This window comes from Pigmentiphaga aceris (genome assembly GCF_008119665.1).
GTDB lineage: Bacteria > Pseudomonadota > Gammaproteobacteria > Burkholderiales > Burkholderiaceae_B > Pigmentiphaga > Pigmentiphaga aceris.
In genome coordinates this window covers 5,583,518-5,604,022 of record NZ_CP043046.1, presented here as the reverse complement: position 1 = coordinate 5,604,022, position 20,505 = coordinate 5,583,518, and the positions used below count along the sequence as shown (strand labels likewise).

Below are 20,505 nucleotides of genomic sequence, written 5' to 3'. Positions count from 1 at the left end.
TACGCAGCAGGGGTCGTGCCACGCCAGTCGCATTGCAAATGTAGCAGTGAAGCCAGGGGGATTTCGCCCCCCGGTTTTCCCCTAGATGAAGCCCTGTTCAGAAGCCAGGTTCGTTCAGAACTTGGTCCGCAAGGTCAGCATGACGTTGCGCGGCTCGCCGTAGTAATTGAAGGCACTCGGCTGCGACAGATAGCGGTAATAACGTTTGTCGAAGGCATTGTTCAGGTTGAGGGTGGCCGACATGTTGCGATTGAAGTCGTAGCGCAGCATCAGGTTGGCCAGCGCGTAGCCGGGCTGGGCCATGCGGGAAGTGGCGGTCTGGGCGATGTACTCGCTCTGCCAGGTCAGGCCGCCCCCCACAGTCCATGCCGACAGCGTATCCGGCAGCCGGTAGGCGGTGAAGAGCTTGAGCATGTGCCTGGGGTTGAAAGCATTGAACACCTGGCCACCGCGGGTGGTGTCATTGAGGTACTTGGTGGTGTTGAGGGTGTAACCGGCGAACACCTGCCAGCCGGGGGCGAGTTCTCCCGACACTTCGGCCTCCACGCCCTGGCTGCGCACCTTGCCGGCGGCCACCGAGCAGTAGTCGCCGGTGGTATAGGGGCAAGGGCGCGGACCCTGCAGATCGTTCTGCGCGCGGTTGCTCTGGTCAATGCGGAACACCGCCAGCGAGGCGTTGACGCGCCCGTCCTGGAATTCGCCCTTGATGCCCGCTTCGTAGTTCGCGCCGACGATCGGATCAAGCAGGCTGCCAGTGCGATCGACCGCATTCTGCGGCTGGAACACGTCGGTGTAGCTGGCATACAGCGAGTACTGCCGGTTCAGGTCGAACACCAGGCCCGCATAGGGCGTGAACTCGGCATCGACCTGGTAGCCCACGCGCGAGGTGACGCCGCCCGTCAGCAGGTTGGTGTTGGTGCTCTGGTAGTCCCACCAGCTGAAGCGGCCGCCCAGCAGCAGGGTAAGCGGCTCGGCCAGGCTCAGCCGGGTCGCGGCGTAGACGCCGGTCTGGCGGGTTTCGGTCGTGGCGCGGCTGTCGTAGGGGGTGATGTTCGGGTAGGCAACCGAGGCCGGATTCCAGTTGCGGACGTTCGGGCGGATCGAGGAATAACCAAGCAGCGCCACGCGGTCGCCGTCGGCGGGATTGCGGCGGGTGTTGGCGCCCAGCACCAGCTCATGCTGGCGGCCCAGCAGCGTGAACGGCCCGGAGGCGCTGACTTCCAGGCTGCTCTGGGTCTGTTCGATGTGGCGCGCGTTCGCATAGTTCAGGAAGGGGCCCAGGCCGGTGGCACGGTTCACGCCCAGGCCACCCGAGGCGGACAGGAACACCAGGTCGTTGTCGTTCCATTCCCGGAGGGCCGACAGCTTGGCTTTCCAGCCATTGTCGAGTTTCCAGGACAGGTCGCCGAACACCCGTGTGGTGCGGGTCTCGCGGTGGTTCCAGGCTGCGCCCAGGTAGGTGCTGCGCGGCAGGCCGATGTCGCCGCCATCTTCGTAGAACACGATGCCCGTGCCCTGCGGCACGCCCTTGGTGCGCTGGTAGTCCACGCCTGCAGTCAGTTGCAGCGAGGGAGACAGGTCGTACTGCAGCACGCCATACAGCACCTGCTTGTCTTCCTTCACGTAGTCGATGAAGGAGTGCCTATCGTCCTCGACGGCCACCAGGCGGCCCCGCAGGTCGCCGCTTTGCGACAGCGGGCCGGACACGTCCGCTTCCACGCGGTAGGCATCCCAGGAGCCGACCTGGGCAGCGGCGTTGCCGGTGAATTCCCGAGTGGGCATCTTGCGCACGAGGTTCAGGGTGCCGCCCGGCGTGCCGGCGCCCTGAAGCAGCCCGGCCGCGCCGCGCAGGATCTCCACGCGGTCGTAGATCGCCAGATCGGGCGAGGCGCTGGAATCGGCGCTGTTGACGCTGACGGGCAGGCCGTCGATCTGGATGGTGTCGAGCGTGAAGCCGCGCACCTGGTATTGCGTGCCCAGGACCTCGGCTTCCTGCACCTTGACGCCGGTGGCCTGCCTGAGGGCATCGGGCAAGGTCTGCATGGCCTGGTCTTCCATGCGCTGGCGGGTGACCACGCTGACCGACTGCGGGGTCTCGCGCGGCGACAGGGCCAGCCGTGTGGCGTTGCTGACGGCCGGCGCGATGTACGCCGTCGAGGGGGCGTTGTCGCCCTGGGCGGTGACGGTCACCGGCGCGAGGCTGCTGATGCCCGGTCTGGCCTGCACCACCATGAAGGTACGTTCGTCCTCCACGTGCAGGCCAAGGCCGGAACCTGCCAGCAGGCGGTCCAGCGCTTCGCGTACGGTCATGGTGCCGCTGACCGCAGGGGCCATCTTGCCCGCCGCAAATTCGCTGCTGTACAGAATCTGGGTGCCGGAATCCCGGGCCAACTGGTTCAGCGCACGTTCGAGCGTCTGGGCGGGCAGAGCGATGGGGCGGCTCTGGGCGAGGACTTGTCCGCACAGAAACAGGCTGGCGGTCAGGACGGCAAGGCGTAGGTGCCTGGACGGCGGGTAATTGCGGTTCACGGGGCTTCCGGGTGGAGGGTGGATGTCCGGTGAAGCCGAATGGGACGCGGTCAGTGCAAACCTGAGGTTTCTTTTTGTTTCAATTGGGGGCGCTGGGCTTTCTGGCGAAGGCCTTATTTCGCGGGTTCCAGCACCACGCTGCCATCGGTCCGGCGCTGTACGCGGACCGGTGCCAGGCGCGGCAGCAGGTCGATCAAGCCTTCGATGCGGGCAATGTCGAACTGGCCGGACAGCGGGATCTCGCGCAGGCGTGCATCGTCCAGCTGGATGGCGGCTGTGCGATAACGCTGGATTTCATCGACCAGCTCGCCAAGCGGCATCCGGTCCAAGACCAGCTTGCCCTCACGCCAAGCGGTGTCGGCTGTCGCGGACATCGGCATACCCAGGGCCTGTGGCGGGCCGGCGCTGCGTGTGACGGCGAGTGCTTCCCCGACCTGCAACTCGCGTGTGTCGCCGGCCGGTCCATGGACCAGGACTGCTCCTTGCACGACACTGACGCGCGTCTTCTGAGCAATGCTGCGGACATTGAAGACAGTGCCGATATCTTCGATCTGCGCCTGAGGCGTGTGCACCACGAAGCGCCGTAGCGGCGAGTGAGACACCGTGAACACCGCTTCGCCTTCGTGCAGCGTGAAGCGGCGTGCGCGCAGGCTGTAGGCCATGTCCAGCCGCGTACCGGTGTTCAGCACCAACTGGCTGCCGTCAGGCAGACTTACGTTCTTGCGTTCGCCAATGGCGGTTGCAAAGTGCATTGTTTGCACAGCAGGGTCGATCCACAGCAACAGCGCCATCGCCACACAGGCAGCAAGCAGCCCGCCGGCCCGACGTGCGTGCCGACGCCGGTCCGCACGCCGGTAGATTTGTGCTGGCGTGGGAAGCAGCCCGCGCAGCGCGTCGGCATGCCTCGCCAGTTCGTCGTCGGGCGGGGGTGGGGGCAATGTCATGGGCGGGAATTCGAGCGGGACAGCAAGGGTTGCAGCGCCTCGTCCGCGCGGGCCAGATGCCGGGCAACCATCGTACGCGAGATGCCCAGGCGTTTGGCGATCTCGGTCTGTGGGACCTCGTAGAGCGCATGCAGGATAAACACCTCACGGCAGCGCTCGGGCAAAGCCTGGATGGCTGCCAGCAGTGCCGCACGTGCCTGCTCGGCAATAGCGGTTTCGTCGGGTGTGGCAGGCGTTTCACTTGCGTGCGGGCCTGCCGCCATCAGTGCAGTACGGTCCACGCGATAGTCGGCCACACGGCAGCGGTCGATGGCCAAGTGGGTAGACACATGGCGCAAAAATGCGAGCGGTTCGCGGATCGGCTTGCGTGGTGGCGTCTCGATCAAGCGGACGCAGACATCCTGCACCACATCACGCGCCAGGTGCCGGTCGCCAAAGCGGCGTCGCACGTGATCGACCAGGTCGTCGTAATGGCGGATCAGCGTGGACAGGAGTGCTTCGGGGGGAGAGTCGGACACGACGAGCACACAGTCACAGCGGCAAAATGGGAATTATGCATGATAACTATTCGCATTATCGTCACGGGTGGTTATTCATGTTCTATGCCTGCGCTTGTTTTGTTGTTCTCGTTCGTGTCCTCGCATTTGTATTGGGACATATGCCCGCGCGGCAGATTCCCTTATTCCGCCGCGCCGTCTTCACTTGAGTTTGAAACCTAGCTCCTTCAATACCTCGCCCAAGCGGTCACGGCCTTTCAATGCGGCAGCCGTACCAATGCGTTGGCTAAGCTGTTGTGTCCAATCAATGGCCGGCAGTGATTGCTCGATCTGGAAGTCGCGCAGCGTGCTGTCGTAACGGGCCAGGTCGTCCGGGCGTACCGAGCTTTCGTATTGCTCGCGATGCAGCACGCTGCTCTGCGGCAGGCGTGGTTTCACATCGGTTGCGCGCGCCGGGTCGGGTACGCCTACCGTCAGACCAAAGACCGGAAACACCTCGGGCGGCAAGCCCAACTCGGCCGCAACCGTCGTCGGGTTGTTGCGGATCGCGCCGATGTAGCAAGAACCCAGGCCCAGCGAATTGAAGGCCGTCACCGCGTTCTGGGCGGCCAAGGCCGCGTCGATTACGGCCAGCAGGAAGGTTTCCAGATAGTCCAGCCCGTCGGCCGTATGGCTGCGGGAATCGGCAATGCCACGCAGGCGCGACAGGTCGGCCAGCCAGACCAGCAGCAAGGGCGCTTCCGAAATCTGGCGCTGCGACCCCGACACCGCATTGATGCGCGCCTTGCGGTCCGTGTCGGTGACGGCAATCACGCTCCAGGCTTGCAGATTGGATGAGCTGGGCGCGGACTGCGCGGCGGCAATCGCGGTTTCCAGCGCGCCCTTGGGCAAAGGCTGATTCAGATAGCTGCGCACCGAACGATGGGACAGCAAGGTGTCCAGCGTGTCGTTCCAGTCGGCAGGCAACTGGTCAGGCAGTTCGCGGTAGCGGCGCTGCAGATGTGCGCGTGCGTCAGGGAACAGGGAGTCGGAATCGGAGAACAGGGAGTTGGATGCATGCGCGTCGGACGGATGGCTGTAAAAAGCACGCGTGGTGTCGGGCGAAGAGGACATTGCAAGCTCCATGGGCAGGGCGATGCGGCCAGTTGTCAGGGCAGCCGATACAAAGCAAGAAGGCAAAAGCGCCAGCAAAACCCGGCGATTGCCAGCCCACCATCATGCCGACATGCCAAAAGTCTGTAAAAGGACGAAAATTCATGAGCTTGGATCAGCTGCGACACAAGGTGCCGCTGATCCGGGGCTGTGCCGGCGCATGTTGGCTGCCCCTTTCTATCTCCTTTGGCAATCGGACTTGCAGCAAGTCCGTTTGCCCCCACTTATCTGTTTTGCGCGGACGCACACGTCATGACCTCACCTACCGGTTCCGAAGAATTCGATCCCGCCGACTCGCTGATCGAGTATCCCAGCGCCTTCCCGATCAAGGTGATGGGCAAGCAGAATCCCGATCTGACCTCGACCCTGCTCGCGGTCGTGAAGCAGTTCGACCCGACCTTCGATGAGTCGACCATCGAGACACGCGCCAGCAAGGGCGGCAATTACGTCGGCCTGACGTTCACCATCACCGCCACCTCGCGCGAACAGCTCGACGATCTGTATCGCGCGCTGTCGGGCCATCCGATGGTTTCGATGGTTCTGTAATGAGCGCGAACATCGCCGATCCGTCAGTTGCGTCGTCCAGCGTGTTGCCGCCGGTTGCGCAGCAGGCCCCGCCGCTGCACTGGCTGACGCCGCCCGTCGACTATCAAAGCACCTGGCAGGCGATGCGTGACTTCACCGATGCCCGCGATGCCCACACGCCCGACCAGATGTGGGCAGCCGAGCATGCACCGGTCTACACCCAGGGCCTGGCCGGCAAGCCGGAACACCTGCTGAATGCAGCCGGTATTCCCGTGGTGCAGACCGATCGCGGCGGGCAGATCACTTATCACGGCCCCGGCCAGATCGTGATCTACGTGCTGCGTGACCTGCATCGCGCCGGCTACTTCGTGCGTGAGTACGTCAAGCGCTTGGAACAGGCCGTCATCGACACCCTGGGCGACCTGGGTGTGCCGGATGCGCAGCGCAAGGACGGTGCACCAGGCGTGTACGTCCCCTGGCAGGGCACGGACGAACTGGCCAAGATTGCCGCGCTGGGCATCAAGGTGCGCAAGGGCTGCACCTATCACGGCGTGTCCTTGAACGTGGATATGGACTTGTCGCCATTCCTCGGCATCAATCCTTGCGGTTACGCGGGCCTGCGCACCGTCGACATCGCCAGCTGCGGCGTGAAGGTCAGCGTGCAGCAGGCTGGTGAAACCCTGGCCGCCAACCTGCGAAGATGTCTGTAAGCCCGCCTCGGGTGTCTCCAAAATACCCTGCGACCCGGTCGCGGGTGTGGGTAAACCCGGCCGATCTGTCATCCAGCGGTAGAATGGCGGTCTCTTTACCTCTCACAGCCGCCGGTTCATGCCGGACCCGCTGTACAGGAATCCCAGCATGAGCTCTGTGCCTGAAACCATCACGACGCCGGCAGGCCCCACCGCCGACGTCGCGCTCGATGTCACCGCCGCCACCTACGACGCCACTGCCAAGCAGAAGTCGCAGGCCAAGACGATGCGCATCCCGATCAAGATCGTGCAGGCCGAACGCCTGAAGAAACCCGACTGGATTCGTGTGAAAGCCGCGTCGCCCAGCTCGCGCTTCTACGAGATCAAGCAGATCCTGCGTGAGCACAAGCTGCACACCGTCTGCGAAGAAGCCTCCTGCCCGAACATCGGCGAATGCTTCGGCAAGGGCACGGCCACCTTCATGATCATGGGTGACAAGTGCACGCGCCGCTGCCCGTTCTGTGACGTGGGGCACGGCCGTCCCGACCCCCTCGACACCGACGAACCGCTGAACCTGGCAAAGACCATTGCCGCCCTGAAGCTCAAGTACGTCGTGATCACGTCTGTCGACCGCGACGACCTGCGCGACGGCGGTGCCGCCCACTACGTGGAATGCATCACGCGCACCCGCGAACTGTCGCCCGCGACCCGCATCGAAGTGCTGGTGCCCGACTTCCGTGGCCGCCTGGACAAGGCGCTGGCTGTGCTGGACGCCGGCCCCCCGGACGTGATGAACCACAACCTGGAAACCGTGCCGCGTCTGTACAAGCAGGCTCGTCCGGGTTCGGACTACGCGCACTCGCTGAAACTGCTGTCCGAGTTCAAGCTGCGCCACCCCGACGTGCCCACCAAGTCTGGCCTGATGCTGGGCCTGGGCGAAACCGACGAAGAAATTCTGCAGGTCATGCGCGACATGCGCGCACACAACGTCGACATGCTGACCATCGGCCAGTACCTGCAACCGTCGGAACACCACCTGCCGGTGCTGCGCTACGTGCACCCGGACACCTTCAAGATGTTCGAGCGCGAGGCCTACGCAATGGGCTTCTCGCACGCTGCGGTCGGTGCGATGGTGCGTTCGTCGTACCACGCAGACGAACAGGCACATGCTGCCGACGCGGCCATGAGTGCCTGATTCTTCAGGTAGCGGTAGATCAAAACGGGGCGCTTCGGCGCCCCGTTTGCATGGTGGGGCGGCAGGCTAGACAAGGCGCATCGGCTGGTGATTCGGCAACCTTGACACTGTGGTCGCGGACCAATTTCAATTATTGATATTAATATCGATAGTTATTATCATTCCGGTTAATCTTGACTGGAGTGTGCCCTGTGACGTCGATCAACTCACTTCGTCCTTTGTCCTTTGCAGTGGCCGTCGCGTTCATCGGCGCGGCCTCACCTGTGCAGGCACAAACGGCCGGCAATGCATCCAGCGACGTGGCACAACTGCCCAGCGTGACCGTCAGCCCCACGGGCGACGATGCCACGCTTCAGCGGCTGGATGTACCTGTGGCGGCAGGGGCGTTGGGCACCCGCGCCGCGCTCGACACACCGTTCTCCAGTTCGGTGGTGACACGCAGCGAGCTTCAGGAGCGCCAGATTCTCAAGCTGGGCGACATCTTCGCTACCGATGCCTCGGTGTCCGACAACAGTGGTGCCTACGGCGCGTGGGCCAGCTACCTCACGGTGCGTGGCCTGGATCTCGACTGGCAGAACTCGTTTCGTATCGATGGCAAGCCCTTCATCAGCTTTGTGACCGTGATGCCGGTCGAGCACATGGAACAGGTCGAATTGCGCAAGGGGGCCACCGGTTTCCTGAACGGCTTTGGCGCACCGGGTGGCCTGGTCAACTACGTGACCAAGAAACCGGGCGACGTGCCGATGCGCGCAGTCAGCCTGGGCTACGTCAGCGACTCCATCTTCAGTCAGCATGTCGATATCGGTGACCGGGTGGCCGATGGGCGATTCGGTTATCGCATCAACGCCACGCACGAGCAGGGCGATACCTTCCAGGACGGAACGCTCAAGCGCAACAGCCTGTCGCTGGCGCTGGATGCTCGCATCACTGACCGCCTGACCTGGGAATGGCAGTCCATCCTGCAAGACCGGGATATCGATGGGCAGGAAGCCACGATACGCACCAGTGCCTTACCCGCTGGCGGCGGCTTGCCGGGCACTATTCGCAACGACAACGGGCGTCTGGTCGGGGGCGGCAACTTTGTCGACAATGCTTTCCGCTTCCACTCGACCGGCTTGAAATACAGCCTGTCGCCCGACTGGACGGCATCGGCCAGCTACAGCCACAGCACCACGCGCACCCGGCGCAACGAAACCGTGCTGCGTGTGCAAGACGTGGCGGGCAACTACGTGCACGACCAATCCGACTACGGCGAAGGCTACGAACTGAACTACGGCCAGGCCATGCTCGAAGGGCGCGTGAGCACCGGCAGCGTGAAGCATCAGATCGTGGTGGGTGGGTCATGGCTGTCACGAGAGAACGATTACAGCGCCGATGGTTACTACGGCACGCTGGGCAGTGGATCGCTGGCGGTGGCCAATCCGTATCGCTACAGCAGCCCGGCCGGCCTGAGCCTGTATCGCGCTGCCAAGACCACCGAGCACGGCCTGTTCATCAGCGACACCATCGACCTGAGCGAGCGCTGGTCGGTGCTGGGCGGTCTGCGCCATACGCGTTATGAACAGGACAACTTCAGCACCACGGGTGCGCGCACCTCGCGCTACGCGCAAAACGTCAACACGCCGACCCTGGCGCTGATGTTCAAGCCGGATGCGGCGACCACGGCGTATGCAAGCTATGTGGAATCGCTGGAACAAGGCCAGATCGTCGGACCGGGCTACGTCAATGCCGGCACTGCGCTGGCACCGCTGGACAGCAAACAATACGAGGTGGGCATCAAGACCCAGCGAGACGGCTGGTCGGCCAGTGCCGCCTTGTTCCGCATCGAGCGTAAATCCGAATACGTGAACGCCGCCAACACTGTGGTGCAGGACGGCCAGTCGCGTTATCAAGGTCTGGAACTCGGTGCTGCCACCCGCCTTGGCCGGGCCTGGACGCTTGGCGGCAACCTGATGCTGCTGGATACCGAATACGCCAAGGGCCAGGCGAACGTGGGCAATCGGGTAGCGGGCGCACCGCGCTTCGTGGCGGCCGCGCAGCTTGGTTATCAGGTGGCGCAGTTGCCTGGCCTGTCGCTGCGGGCCGACGTGAAGTACACCGGCGATACGTCCCTGCGCGCAGCAGGCGGGCTGAGCACCGCAGGCTACGCACTGGTCAATGTGGGCGCGCGTTACGACACCCGCCTGAGCGGCTATGAAACCACCTTCCGCGTCGGCATCAACAACCTGCTGAACAAGGAATACTGGATGTACCAGTACGCTGACTACGTGAAGCCCGGCGACCCGCGCACGCTGGCGATGAGCGTGACCGCGAAGTTCTAGGGGGCTGAGGGGGTCTGCGCGCAGCCTGAACCGGGTGTAACGGGTGCCAGCGTCCGTTACTTTGCCGGGTTGGGCGGCAGGCCGATGCTAGGCTGTTCCCACTTAATCGACGGAGCATGCCCATGAACGAATCGGAGAAGGCCGCCGCAGGCTTGTTGTACGACGCGAACTACAACGTCGAGCTGCTGCACCAGCGCAACCACGCCAAAGGGCAGCTGTTCGACTTCAATCACACGCATCCTGCGCAAGCAGATCGGCGCCGTGAAATCCTGCGTTCGCTGTTGGGCAAGACCGGTGAAAACTTCACTATTGAGCCGCCATTCAATTGCGACTACGGCTTCAACATCAGCTTGGGCGAAAATTTCTACGCCAATGTCGGTTTGGTGATTCTGGACTGCGCAAAGGTCACCATCGGCAGCAACGTATTCATTGCGCCGAACGTGGGCATCCACACCGCCGGGCATCCGATGGATGTCGGCCGTCGCAACCAGGGGCTGGAATACGCGCTGCCCATCCTCATTGAAGACAACGTGTGGATCGGGGCAGGGGTGCAGATTCTGCCCGGTGTGCGCATCGGCGCGGGTAGCGTGGTGGCGGCAGGCGCAGTGGTGAACCGCAACGTGCCGCCAGGGGTGCTGGTGGCGGGTAACCCGGCGAAGGTCATCCGGCCGATTGTCGAGGCCGATGAAATTGCGCGTCGGCCCCGATGATCTGAGGATGCGCTGAGTGGTCTGCAAAGCGCACCAACCACTGCGCTGTTGGCACGCTCCGCAGTCATGCTCAGAAAGCTTGCAAGCAGTCCTTTCAAGCAGTCCTTTCAAGCGCCAGAACCGCTGATTCCGATCAGCCCTTCAAAAAGCCATTGAAGAAACGCTGCGCATTGTCGTTCAGCGTTTCAATGTCATAACCACCTTCCTGCACCACGACCGTGGGCAGGTCGAGCGCCTTGATGATCTGACCCATGCGGCCAAACCCTTCCGCCGAAAAATCGATCATCGACTGCGGATCGCCCCGGTAGATATCGAAGCCAATCGAGAACACCAGCGCATCCGCACCGAAGTCCTTGATCGCAGCCACCGCGCGGTCCAGCTGTTCGAAGAACACCGCTTCAGAACTGCCATGCGGCATGGGCAGGTTCAGGTTGTAGCCCTTGCCCTTGCCCGCACCGGTTTCATCCTCGAAACCCGCCACGCCCGGATAGAAGTTGGTCGGGTCGCCGTGGATCGAGATGTACAGCACATCGTCGCGCTCGTAGAAGATGTCCTGCACGCCCTGGCCGTGGTGCATGTCGGGGTCCAGCACTACCACCTTGGCGTGTTGCTTGCGCAGAATCTGCGCGGCCACGGCTGCGTTGTTCACATAACAGAAGCCACCGGCTGCATCGATGCGTGCATGGTGGCCGGGCGGGCGGCACAGCGCGTAGGTGGATTTTTCGCCAGCCAGCACGGCTTCAGCAGCCGCAGCGGCCGACTGCGCCGACCAATAGGCCGAACGCCAGGTGGACGCACCAACCGGGCAACTGCCGTCAGCCAGGTACTTGGCCGCTTCGGCCAGAATGCCGCGCAGTGCATTGGGTTCACGCACGAAGATGTTCGACATCACTTCCTCGCCCCAATCGGCCGGCACTTCCTTCCAGCGTTTGTGCGCGTGTTCCAGGAAGGCCAGATATTCCGTGGTGTGCACGGCGGCCAGCGGTGCCAAGCCCGCGTCTGCAGGTTGCTTCACGGTAAAGCCCAGCGCGTCGACGGCTTGCAGCAGGCGCTGTACGCGTTCCGGTACTTCCTGCGGCGTTCGCATCTGCCCGCGCGAAAAATAGCTGCGTGGATGGTGAAGCAGTTGCTCGGGGTGGAAGAACGTCAACATGAAGCAGGGTTCCAGAAGAAGCGCAGCAGCGCGGACCAGACGTTTATCGCGCCTGAGACACCCATTCGTCAAATTTCAAATGTTTATTCGGCACATAAGGCTGGCGAATGGCGGGCCTGGGCTGTCTTGTCTTTATCGGCTAGTGATTCACGGTTATCTGCTTCTCTTGCGGGAAGCAGAGCCTTGCTGCTGCAAAGACACTGCTGGTGTGGCGAGCCATCGGTGCGGACCAAACCACGCTCAGTCTGCAGGCCGATCGTACTTCCGTGCCGAGCCCGAGAACTCAGGTGCCGGGTACTTCCTGGCGTTCATCTCCATCTTCTCCGCCACGGCCTGCGCCACATCGATGTCCAGCTTGTCGGCCAGCAGCAGCAAGTACATCTGCACGTCGGCGATCTCTTCACGAATCGCCTGCTTGGTGGCCGCATCGGGCGCGGCCGACTGGGCTTCGGTCAGCCACTGGAAGTTCGCCACCAGCTCGCCGGTTTCACCGGCAAGCGCCATGGCCAGATTCTTGGGGGAATGAAATTGCGCCCAGTCGCGTTCGTCAGTAAATCGGCGAAGGGCTTGCTGGATGGTTTGAAAGTCGGACATGGCAGGCTGCAAGAAGTCGGCAGAAAACCGCAGCCTACCGCGTCCGGGGCCAAGTCCGAACCCGAACTTAGGTCGAGCACATTCACGCCGCCATCGATTCCTGCGCAACCAGGTGGCCCTGTGCAACCTCGTGCACGTGCTGCGCGACGGGCACGTAGTCCACGCTGCGTACCGGGCTTGGAATCTCGCCATCCATCATCTGTCGTGTCTTGCGTTGCTGTGGGTCAGCCACCGGGACGGCGGCCAGCAGTTTGCGGGTGTAGGAATGGCGCGGGTCTTCGAATATCTGGCGACGGCTGCCGATTTCCACGATGCGTCCCAGGTACATCACCGCCACCCGGTGGCTGACGCGTTCCACCACCGCCAGGTCATGAGAAATGAACAGGAACGCGATGCCCAGTTGACGCTGCAAGTCTTGCATCAGGTTGATCACCTGCGCCTGAATCGACACGTCCAGCGCCGACACCGATTCGTCGGCGACGATCAGCCGTGGCGACAGCGCCAGCGCACGGGCGATGCAGATGCGTTGGCGCTGGCCACCAGAAAACTCATGCGGGTAGCGATGTGCATGTTCCGGTCGCAGGCCGACTTGGCTCAGCAATTCACCTACGCGTCGACGCGCAGCGTCACCGTGCGCCAAGCCGTGCACCGTCAACGGCTCAAGCAAGGCATCCTCGATGCTTCGGCGTGGGTCCAGTGAAGCGTAGGGGTCTTGAAACACCATCTGCACATCACGCCGCAGGTCCTTCAGTCGTTTGCCCGTCATGGTTTGAATGGACTGGCCATCGAATTCGATTTGCCCAGCTTGCGTACCCAGCAGTCGCGCGACTGCACGTGCCGTGGTCGACTTGCCGCAGCCCGATTCGCCCACCAGCGCAAGCGTCTCACCGGGAAACAGATCAAAGCTGATGTCTTCGACTGCATGGACACGACGTTGCACACGGCCCAGCAAGCCACCGCGAAGATCGTAGCGTGTCACCAGATTGCGCACGCGCAGCAAGGGCGGGCTGGTGTAGTCGGGGGCGTGTACCTCGGGCGATGGCGCGGATTGTGTGCTGGATTTTTCCGCTTCGTTGCCAGGTTCCAGCAAGGGAAATTTCGCGGGCAAGTCGGTCCCTTGCATGGCACCCAGCTTGGGCACTGCGCGCAGCAGGCTTTGTGTGTAGGGGTGCTGCGGGCGCGCAAATACGTCGCCCACTGCGCCACGTTCCACGGTTTCGCCCTGGCGCATCACCATCACCGTATCGGCGATCTCTGCCACCACGCCCATGTCGTGGGTGATGAAGACCACTCCCATGTCCAGATCGTCTTGCAGGCCACGAATGATCTGCAAAATCTGCGACTGCACCGTCACGTCCAGCGCAGTCGTGGGTTCGTCTGCGATCAACAGCGTGGGTTCACACGCCAGCGCCATCGCGATCATGATGCGTTGGCGCATGCCGCCCGACAGCTGGTGCGGATAACGGTCCATCACCTGCCTGGCATCGGGAATCCGCACCAGGTCCAGTGTGCGCAGGGTGCGCGCCAGCACGCTTGAACGATCGCCGGGCTGGTGCAGGCGGATGGCTTCCATGATCTGGTCGCCCACCTTGAACACCGGGTTCAGCGAGGTCATCGGCTCCTGGAAGATCATCGCCATGTCGGCACCGCGCAAGCGCCGCAGCTGGGATTCCGGGGCCTGCGTCAGATCGACCACGCCATGTCGTCGGGTGCGCAGTTCGATCTGGCCGGACACGATGCGACCACCGCCCAGACCGACCAGACCCATGATGGCCAGCGAGGTCACGGATTTTCCCGATCCGGACTCGCCGACGATGGCCAATGTCTTGCCGCGTGCGACCTCGAAAGACACGTCACGCACCACGGCGGGTGCATCGCCTGCGCTGCCGAATGACACGCTCAGGTTCTGTACGCGGGCAACGATGTCGTCATTCATGTGGCCTCCACGGGAGCTACGAGTTGCTTGACGGCATGGTCCAGTTCCTGCGCGGCATGGGCGATGCGCGCACGCGCGGCGTCCACCCACAGCTTGTCGCTTGCCCGCTCCTGCTGGGCACGCGCCAGCATGCGATCGACCTGCAAGGGGCCGACCCCACCGTCGGTCACGCGAGTTTCGACAAAGCGTCGTGGATCGAGTGCATCACGCACGCAGACATCACCCAGGTCCAGCGAAATGCCCGCCGTTTCCTGCGCCGCTGCATCCAGCATGGCGCTGCTCAGCGCGCCGGGGCCAATGCCTTGCGCCAGGCTGTTGCGCACCACGCGCGCCACGATGTGATGAACCTGCCGGAACGACAGGCCACGTTCACGCACGATCACGTCGGCCAGATTGCTGGCGGTGCACCAGCTGCCGCTCAGCGATTCGGCCATGCGGTCGTCGTGCACGATCAGGGTGTCGATGACCCCGGTGAACAGGTCCAGCATGCCTTCGGTGCTGGCAAGTGCCTCGTCGATCATGGGCAAGTCACGCATGGCCTGATCGCCCGTGCCTTCGGCGCGGAAGGTGGCCAGTGCGGTCGCCAGCCAGGTCACGGCCGACCCAGCGGCTTTCTTCACCGTTTCCAGTCCCGCCGGGTTTTTTTTCTGCGGGAAGATGCTGCTGGTGCCGCAATAACTGTCGTCGCATTCGACCAGACCGAACTCGGTGCTGGACCACAGATGCAGGTCGGTCGCCAGGTCGTTCAGGTCCGCCATGACAAAGGCCAGTGCACCGATCGCTTCTGCCGCGTAATAGGCCTCGCGGCCAAGCTTGGAGTTTTCCACCATGCCGTCGAAACCCAGCAGCTCGGTGGTACGTGTGCGATTCAGTGGCCACGAGGTACCGGACAGCCCCACCGCGCCAAGCGGATTCCGATTCACGCGCCCATAAGCCTGGGCCAGTCGCTCGAAGCTATCGTGCAGGCGTGAACTGAAGCTCAGCAGGTAATGGCCAAACACCCAGGGCTGCGCATGCTGCATGTGCGTATAACCCGGCATGATCGTGCGGGCATGGCGCTGCGCTTGTTGTGCAATGGCATCCTGAAATCCGTTGAGCCGGTCCATCACGTCCAGCATGCGATTGCGTTTGTACAACCGCCGCACGGTCGCGCCCTGATCGATGCGGCTGCGTCCGGTATGCATCTGCCCGCCCACGTCTTCACCAATCGCGGCAAACAGGTAGGACTCCATCTGCAGCAGGAAACTGCCACGGCGAATATCGGTCGGGAAGTCTGCCGGCTGCATGCGGCGGATGACCAGCAGCTGTTCCAGAATGGCGCGCCCGGTAGCTGCTGAGATGATGCCTTCCTCGACCAGCATGGTGGTGTGCGCCAAGTCGACCGCGACGAATTCCTGGAACTGTTTCTTCTCCCGTTCCAGCGCAGGGATGTCGTGATACTTGACCAGCCTGGCAGCAGGCGGTGCGCTCAACCGGGCGTCGGTGAGCAGGGTTTCATGGGCGGTGATGGAGGTCATGGGTGTGTGCTGCTTATGATCGCCGTCGGGCTCAGCGGCCCGAGGTGGCGTGGTGGAATTCGACGATTTCATCGCTGTAGATATCCAGGCCCTTGACGCCCTTGCGCTGGCCAATCAGCTGCACCTGGTCAAAGAGCGGAATGGTGTTGGGCGCGACTTCCCACACGACGCGTTGAATCTCGCCGTAGGTCTCCATGCGCTTGTCGTAATTCATCTCGCGGGCCGCCTTGGCCAGCAGGCCATCGACGACCGGGTTGGAGTAACCCGTCAGGTTGGACGGGTCACCGGAACTCAGCTTGCGGCGCAGGCGAATGTCGGCATTGGGAATGCCCGTGCCCAGCAGCCACATGTTGGCGCCGTTGCTGCCCTTGCCCGTCCCTTTGCCGATCTCGCTGCGATACAGCTCTTTCTGGTAAGACGCCCACTCCCATACCTTGAAGTCGGTCTTGATGCCCACCGCATTCAGATAGCCCTGCACGGCTTCAGCCGTGGCGCGATCCTTGGTGTAGCGACCCGATGGCGTCCACATGGTCACGACATCCGGGTAACCATTGGGGAAGGCTGCGGTGATCAGGCGGCGTGCTTCGTCGGGGTCGTACTTGTGTGCGGCAAGGCTGCGACGGCCTTGCGTGCCTTCGGGGAAGGGGCTGGTCGGCACACGGCCGTATCCCAGCAGAATCTTGTCGACGATGGCTTGCCGGTCGATGGCCAGGTTCACTGCCTTGCGCATCTGGACGTTGTCGAAAGGTGGCTTGGTGACGTTGAGTTCAAAGAACACCTGGAACGCGCTGGGTGCCTGCACCAGCTCGATCTTGTCGTTGCCCTTGAATTCGGCAGTGAGTTCGGGGGCGATGTTGGCCGCCACGTCTGCGTTGCCGGTCTGCAGCTCGATCAGGCGTGCTGCATTCTCCGGAACCGGACGAAACACCAGGCGTTCGGGCTTGCCCGCGTCACCGAAGTAGTCAGGGTTGCGGGTGATCTCGGCGCGTTCGTTCGGCACCCAGCTTTTGAACACATAGGGGCCGGTGCCCACCGGGTTGCGGCCGTAGGCGCGGCCATGTTTCTTGATCGCCGTCGGGCTGCTGATGGCTGACCATTCCTCGGTCAGAATTTCCAGCAAGGTGGGTGAAGGCTCTTTGGTGGAAATGGTCACCACGTGGGTTTCCGGCGCTTCCACTGCGTCAACGGCCGCGTAATACGCACGGTTGGGTGAGCCCAGTTCTGCGCTGCGGATGCGATCCAGGTTGAACTTCACGGCAGCGGCATCCAGCGGTGTGCCATCGTGGAATTTCACGCCCTGGCGCAGCTTGAAGGTCCACAGCTTGCCGTCGGGCGATACGCTCCATGACTCGGCCAGGTCCGGCACGATCTTGTTGAACCCAGGACCATCCCAGGCCACCAGGCGGCTGAACAGATGGCTGATGACGATCTGCGATGGCGTGCTGCGGCTGACGGCCGGATCAAGCGTGTCGATCTCGGTGCCCTGCACGTAGGTCAGGCTGGCCTGGGCATGGGCAGCAGGCGCGAAGCCGCACAGCAGCGTCAAGGCCAGGGCCAAGGCAGGAAGTGGGCGGACAGCGAACGAAGCGGGTTGGCGCATGGACGGTTCTCCAGGGTCGGGGTAGTCAGGATCGAATGGGCGAGGGCAGAAGGCAGGACAAAAAACCGGAACGACACAGCGCGGGCAGGCAGCAGCCTCCACGTGAGGCCAGTGCGTGGCCTCACGGTCGGATCAATCAAAGAAAACTCTGGGTGGTGCTTAGCGCTGCGACTGTCTGGATCGCGGGTCTACGTAATCACGCAGGGCATCGCCGACCAGGTTGAAGCTCAGGATGACGATGAACAGGGCGCAGCCGGGGGCAAGCAGCACGTGCGGATGACTGGTCAGGTGGGCGCGCGAATTGGCGATCATTGCGCCCCATTCCGGGATTGGCGGCGGGGGACCAAGACCCAGGAAACTCAGGCCCGATCCGATCAGAATCGCTTCGGCCAAAGACGTCGTGGCCTGCACGATGATCAGCGAACCGATGTTCGGAATGATGTGTGTCAGCACCAGCGACAAGTCCCCCACACCGATGGCACGTGACGCCAGCACGAACTCGCGTCGCTTCAGCGCCTGCACTGGCGCAGCAAAGAAGCGCACGTAGATCGGCATGGTCGAAATCGCAATCGCCACGGTCAGACTCATGATGCTGTTGCCGGCAATCGCCACCACCATGATGGCCACCAGCGTGCGCGGGAAGGCAATCATGAAATCCATCAGCCGCATCACCGTGGCAGTGAACGCGTTGCTGTAGAAGCCACAGAGCGCACCCAGGGACACGCCCACGGTCATGCCCATCGCGACACTGCCAAAGGCCACCGTCAAGGTGATTCGCGCACCCCACAGCACACGCCCAAGCAGGTCACGGCCAAGCTCGTCGGTGCCCAGCCAGAAGTTGCCGCCCGGGCCTTGCAAGGCCCGGTCCAGATTGACCTGGGTGATGGTTTTCCAGTCATAGATCCACGGCGCAACGAAGGTGGCCAACAGCACCACCGACAGCAAGGCGAGTGACAGCAGGGCTATCCAGCGGCGTGCACGAAACAGATAGCGAAGAAAGCCGCCAGACGGGCGCTTGGGCGTGGCCGCAACGACAGCGGGCTGCGCTGCGCCAGCCACCTCAGGCGTACGTGATGCGAGGGTCAAGGAGTCCATATGCCAGGTCGACGAGAAGGTTGATGAGGACAACGAGCGCAGCGAAAACCAGAATGGTTCCCTGCACGACGTAGATGTCGCGGACCATGATCGCGTCGATCATGTAGCGGCCCATGCCGGGCCAGGCGAACACGGTTTCAACGATGACTGCCCCACCCAGCAGGCGGCCGAAGTCAGTGCCGAAAGTGGTGACCAGCGGAATCGATGCATTGGCCAGCGCGTGGCGCAGCACGACGCGCGGCTTGGCGACACCCTTGGCGTAAGCCGTGCGGATGTAGTCTTCGCCCAGCACGTCGAGCATGCTGGAGCGCGCCAGCCGAGAGAAGGTGGCGATGTACGGCAGACCCAGGGTTACCGCAGGCATGACCAGTTGCTGCCAGCTACCGCGCCCGGTAGGCGGCAGCCAGCCCAGCGTGGATGCAAACAGCAGCATCAGCAGCAGACCCAGGAAAAATCCGGGTGCGGATATGCCGACAACGGCAAGTGCCGTGAGCGCACTGTCGAGCATGCCGCGCGGTCGCAATGCTGCCACGATGCCCAGCGGCACCCCAACGATCACGGCCAGCAACATGCCTGCGGTAGCCAGTTCCAGCGTAGCAGGCAAGGTGCGTGCAATGCCTTCGGTCACCGGTGCATAGGTCTGGAAAGACTCACCCAGATCACCCTCGGTGACCAGGCGCTTCAGGTACAGGAAATACTGCTGGTGAAGCGGTTTGTCCAGGCCATGGTTCTGGCGGATCTGCTCGATGTCGGACTCGGCCGCGTCAGGGCCGGCAGCCATGCGCGCAATGTCGCCGGGGATGGCGTGCATAACCAGAAATACGGCGATGGAAATGCCGACTAGCATCGGCACGAACAGCAGCAGGCGTCGAATCACATAATTCAGCATAGGGCGCTTTTCTTCGGTGGTGCCTGACCCGTACCAGTCTGGAAGAGACGTGGCCGCGCCTAAGCAAATGTCGTGACCGAATGATGAAGCGCAGCCCATCTGCGCCACAACGCCATACGAAGTTGGACGCACATAAGGGAATGTTATGAAGCGTGCACAAGGTGCTTTGCGCTGCCCTCGTGCGTGTCTACACTGCGCTCATGCACCTCAATCCTCGACAGCTCGATGCCTTCCGCAAGGTCATGGTGACCGGCAGCATGACCATCGCCGCCGAGCTGATGAACATCAGCCAACCGGCAGTCAGCCGCCTCATTAAAGACCTGGAAACCACGCTTGCCATTCGCCTGTTCCGGCGCGAGGGCAACCGGCTGATTCCCGGTGCGGAAGCGCAGCGACTGTTCCGTGAAGTCGATCGCTTCTATCAGGGCATGGAACAGGTCGAACGCGTGGCGCAAGACCTGAAAGCCGTGCGTATCGGCACCCTTCGCGTGGCCAGCATGACGGTGCTTGGGCTGAGCCTGCTGTGCGAGGGCATTCGCCAGTTTTCACTGCTGCGCCCCGACGTGGTCACATCGTTGGACGTACGCAATTCGCTCAGCGTATTGGAGCTGACGGCTGCCAATCAGATTGACATCGGTTTTGTGCACAGCCTGAGCACGGAATATCCCGGCGTGAACGCGTTTGCATTGCCCAGTGTTGCGGCGGTCTGTGTGCTGCCGCGCGGCCATCGGTTGCGGCGCAAGAAAGTGGTGCAGGTCACCGACCTGGAAGGTGAGTCGCTGATCTCGTTAGGCCCCAACAACCCCATGCGCATACGGCTGGAAGTCGCGCTGACATCGGCCGGTGTGCAGTGTCGGCGGCCAGTGGAAACCACGCTGGCCTATTCGGCGTGCAACATGGTGGCGGGTGGTCTGGGTATTGCGATTGTCGATGGCATCACGGCATCGCAGTTTGCCAATGCGGCGGTCATTTGCCGTCCGCTGGTTCCTGAAATTCACTTCGGATTTTCAATGGTGCTGCCTGCGCATCAACCACGCTCAAAAGTGGTCAGCGAGTTCATCGGCATCACCACGCAGTTGTTCGATGCGGGCTTTGCGCAGCCCTGAATCTACCCACCGACGGAGCAAAGAAAAACGGCGACCGATCCATGATCCGTCGC

The 20,505-nt window shown here is 62.7% G+C and carries 17 protein-coding genes; 6 read left to right on the top strand and 11 right to left on the bottom strand.

The window, feature by feature from the left end:
• Positions 1 to 114 precede the first annotated feature (114 nt).
• From FXN63_RS24140 to FXN63_RS24125, 4 genes are all read right to left on the bottom strand, one after another.
• Positions 115 to 2,529, bottom strand: coding sequence for a TonB-dependent siderophore receptor (locus tag FXN63_RS24140; RefSeq protein WP_148818056.1), 2,415 nt, complete (start codon positions 2,527 to 2,529; stop codon positions 115 to 117).
• Between the two features lie 113 nt (positions 2,530 to 2,642).
• Entirely contained in the window at positions 2,643 to 3,473 is an 831-nt protein-coding gene (locus FXN63_RS24135; RefSeq protein ID WP_148818055.1) for a FecR family protein, read from the bottom strand.
• Positions 3,470 to 3,991 (bottom strand): RNA polymerase sigma factor, encoded by a 522-nt coding sequence (locus FXN63_RS24130; protein WP_187395015.1) that lies wholly within the window; start codon positions 3,989 to 3,991, stop codon positions 3,470 to 3,472. The genes FXN63_RS24135 and FXN63_RS24130 overlap by 4 nt, the downstream gene beginning before the upstream one ends.
• A gap of 180 nt (positions 3,992 to 4,171) precedes the next feature.
• The gene (locus tag FXN63_RS24125; RefSeq protein ID WP_148818053.1) at positions 4,172 to 5,083 is read right to left on the bottom strand and encodes an NADPH-dependent oxidoreductase; all 912 of its coding nucleotides are present in this window, start codon (positions 5,081 to 5,083) and stop codon (positions 4,172 to 4,174) included.
• A gap of 291 nt (positions 5,084 to 5,374) precedes the next feature.
• Here FXN63_RS24125 and FXN63_RS24120 point away from each other — a divergent pair, with 291 nt between their 5' ends.
• The 5 genes from FXN63_RS24120 (at position 5,375) to FXN63_RS24100 (ending at position 10,562) form a co-directional block, all read left to right on the top strand.
• Complete coding sequence (locus tag FXN63_RS24120; RefSeq protein WP_148818052.1) at positions 5,375 to 5,668, top strand: DUF493 family protein; 294 nt, start codon at positions 5,375 to 5,377, stop codon at positions 5,666 to 5,668.
• Entirely contained in the window at positions 5,668 to 6,357 is a 690-nt protein-coding gene (gene lipB / locus FXN63_RS24115; protein WP_148818051.1) for a lipoyl(octanoyl) transferase LipB, read from the top strand. The genes FXN63_RS24120 and lipB overlap by 1 nt, the downstream gene beginning before the upstream one ends.
• Before the next feature lie 148 nt (positions 6,358 to 6,505).
• The gene (lipA, locus tag FXN63_RS24110; RefSeq protein ID WP_148818050.1) at positions 6,506 to 7,531 is read left to right on the top strand and encodes a lipoyl synthase; all 1,026 of its coding nucleotides are present in this window, start codon (positions 6,506 to 6,508) and stop codon (positions 7,529 to 7,531) included.
• A gap of 191 nt (positions 7,532 to 7,722) precedes the next feature.
• Positions 7,723 to 9,852 carry a TonB-dependent siderophore receptor gene (locus FXN63_RS24105; RefSeq protein WP_425468634.1) on the top strand — a complete coding sequence of 710 codons (2,130 nt, stop codon included), beginning with the start codon at positions 7,723 to 7,725 and terminating at the stop codon, positions 9,850 to 9,852.
• A 122-nt stretch (positions 9,853 to 9,974) separates the two neighbouring features.
• Positions 9,975 to 10,562 carry a sugar O-acetyltransferase gene (locus FXN63_RS24100; RefSeq protein ID WP_148818048.1) on the top strand — a complete coding sequence of 196 codons (588 nt, stop codon included), beginning with the start codon at positions 9,975 to 9,977 and terminating at the stop codon, positions 10,560 to 10,562.
• A 133-nt stretch (positions 10,563 to 10,695) separates the two neighbouring features.
• Here the strand turns inward: FXN63_RS24100 and FXN63_RS24095 are convergent, their stop codons facing one another.
• The 7 genes from FXN63_RS24095 to FXN63_RS24065 all read right to left on the bottom strand — a co-directional run bounded on the left by FXN63_RS24095 (position 10,696) and on the right by FXN63_RS24065 (position 19,346).
• Positions 10,696 to 11,715 (bottom strand): histone deacetylase family protein, encoded by a 1,020-nt coding sequence (locus FXN63_RS24095; RefSeq protein ID WP_148818047.1) that lies wholly within the window; start codon positions 11,713 to 11,715, stop codon positions 10,696 to 10,698.
• Between the two features lie 240 nt (positions 11,716 to 11,955).
• Entirely contained in the window at positions 11,956 to 12,309 is a 354-nt protein-coding gene (locus tag FXN63_RS24090; RefSeq protein WP_148818046.1) for a nucleotide pyrophosphohydrolase, read from the bottom strand.
• A gap of 82 nt (positions 12,310 to 12,391) precedes the next feature.
• Positions 12,392 to 14,245: an ABC transporter ATP-binding protein gene (locus tag FXN63_RS24085; RefSeq protein WP_148818045.1), complete on the bottom strand. Its 1,854-nt coding sequence runs from the start codon at positions 14,243 to 14,245 to the stop codon at positions 12,392 to 12,394.
• Positions 14,242 to 15,762, bottom strand: coding sequence for an argininosuccinate lyase (gene argH / locus FXN63_RS24080; protein WP_148818044.1), 1,521 nt, complete (start codon positions 15,760 to 15,762; stop codon positions 14,242 to 14,244). The genes FXN63_RS24085 and argH overlap by 4 nt, the downstream gene beginning before the upstream one ends.
• A 31-nt stretch (positions 15,763 to 15,793) precedes the next feature.
• Positions 15,794 to 17,362, bottom strand: coding sequence for a glutathione ABC transporter substrate-binding protein (locus FXN63_RS24075; protein WP_148818043.1), 1,569 nt, complete (start codon positions 17,360 to 17,362; stop codon positions 15,794 to 15,796).
• 159 nt (positions 17,363 to 17,521) lie between these two features.
• Positions 17,522 to 18,457, bottom strand: a complete 936-nt coding sequence (locus tag FXN63_RS24070) for an ABC transporter permease (RefSeq protein WP_148818042.1) — start codon at positions 18,455 to 18,457, stop codon at positions 17,522 to 17,524.
• Positions 18,423 to 19,346 (bottom strand): ABC transporter permease, encoded by a 924-nt coding sequence (locus FXN63_RS24065; RefSeq protein ID WP_148818041.1) that lies wholly within the window; start codon positions 19,344 to 19,346, stop codon positions 18,423 to 18,425. Before FXN63_RS24065 ends, FXN63_RS24070 begins: the two co-directional genes overlap by 35 nt.
• A gap of 200 nt (positions 19,347 to 19,546) precedes the next feature.
• On the opposite strand from FXN63_RS24065, the gene FXN63_RS24060 reads away from it, so the two are divergent.
• Complete coding sequence (locus FXN63_RS24060) at positions 19,547 to 20,452, top strand: LysR substrate-binding domain-containing protein (RefSeq protein ID WP_148818040.1); 906 nt, start codon at positions 19,547 to 19,549, stop codon at positions 20,450 to 20,452.
• The last annotated feature ends 53 nt before the right edge of the window (positions 20,453 to 20,505 follow it).

Bases quoted from the DNA above. Each gene is read 5' to 3' on its own strand.
- FXN63_RS24060 (WP_148818040.1), top strand. From the start codon at position 19,547: ATGCACCTCAATCCTCGACAGCTCGATGCCTTCCGCAAGGTCATGGTG.
- FXN63_RS24120 (WP_148818052.1), top strand. From the start codon at position 5,375: ATGACCTCACCTACCGGTTCCGAAGAATTCGATCCCGCCGACTCGCTG.
- FXN63_RS24125 (WP_148818053.1), bottom strand. From the start codon at position 5,083: ATGTCCTCTTCGCCCGACACCACGCGTGCTTTTTACAGCCATCCGTCC.
- FXN63_RS24085 (WP_148818045.1), bottom strand. From the start codon at position 14,245: ATGAATGACGACATCGTTGCCCGCGTACAGAACCTGAGCGTGTCATTC.
- lipA (WP_148818050.1), top strand. From the start codon at position 6,506: ATGAGCTCTGTGCCTGAAACCATCACGACGCCGGCAGGCCCCACCGCC.
- FXN63_RS24100 (WP_148818048.1), top strand. From the start codon at position 9,975: ATGAACGAATCGGAGAAGGCCGCCGCAGGCTTGTTGTACGACGCGAAC.
- FXN63_RS24070 (WP_148818042.1), bottom strand. From the start codon at position 18,457: ATGGACTCCTTGACCCTCGCATCACGTACGCCTGAGGTGGCTGGCGCA.
- argH (WP_148818044.1), bottom strand. From the start codon at position 15,762: ATGACCTCCATCACCGCCCATGAAACCCTGCTCACCGACGCCCGGTTG.
- FXN63_RS24075 (WP_148818043.1), bottom strand. From the start codon at position 17,362: ATGCGCCAACCCGCTTCGTTCGCTGTCCGCCCACTTCCTGCCTTGGCC.
- FXN63_RS24095 (WP_148818047.1), bottom strand. From the start codon at position 11,715: ATGTTGACGTTCTTCCACCCCGAGCAACTGCTTCACCATCCACGCAGC.
- lipB (WP_148818051.1), top strand. From the start codon at position 5,668: ATGAGCGCGAACATCGCCGATCCGTCAGTTGCGTCGTCCAGCGTGTTG.
- FXN63_RS24090 (WP_148818046.1), bottom strand. From the start codon at position 12,309: ATGTCCGACTTTCAAACCATCCAGCAAGCCCTTCGCCGATTTACTGAC.
- FXN63_RS24065 (WP_148818041.1), bottom strand. From the start codon at position 19,346: ATGCTGAATTATGTGATTCGACGCCTGCTGCTGTTCGTGCCGATGCTA.
- FXN63_RS24135 (WP_148818055.1), bottom strand. From the start codon at position 3,473: ATGACATTGCCCCCACCCCCGCCCGACGACGAACTGGCGAGGCATGCC.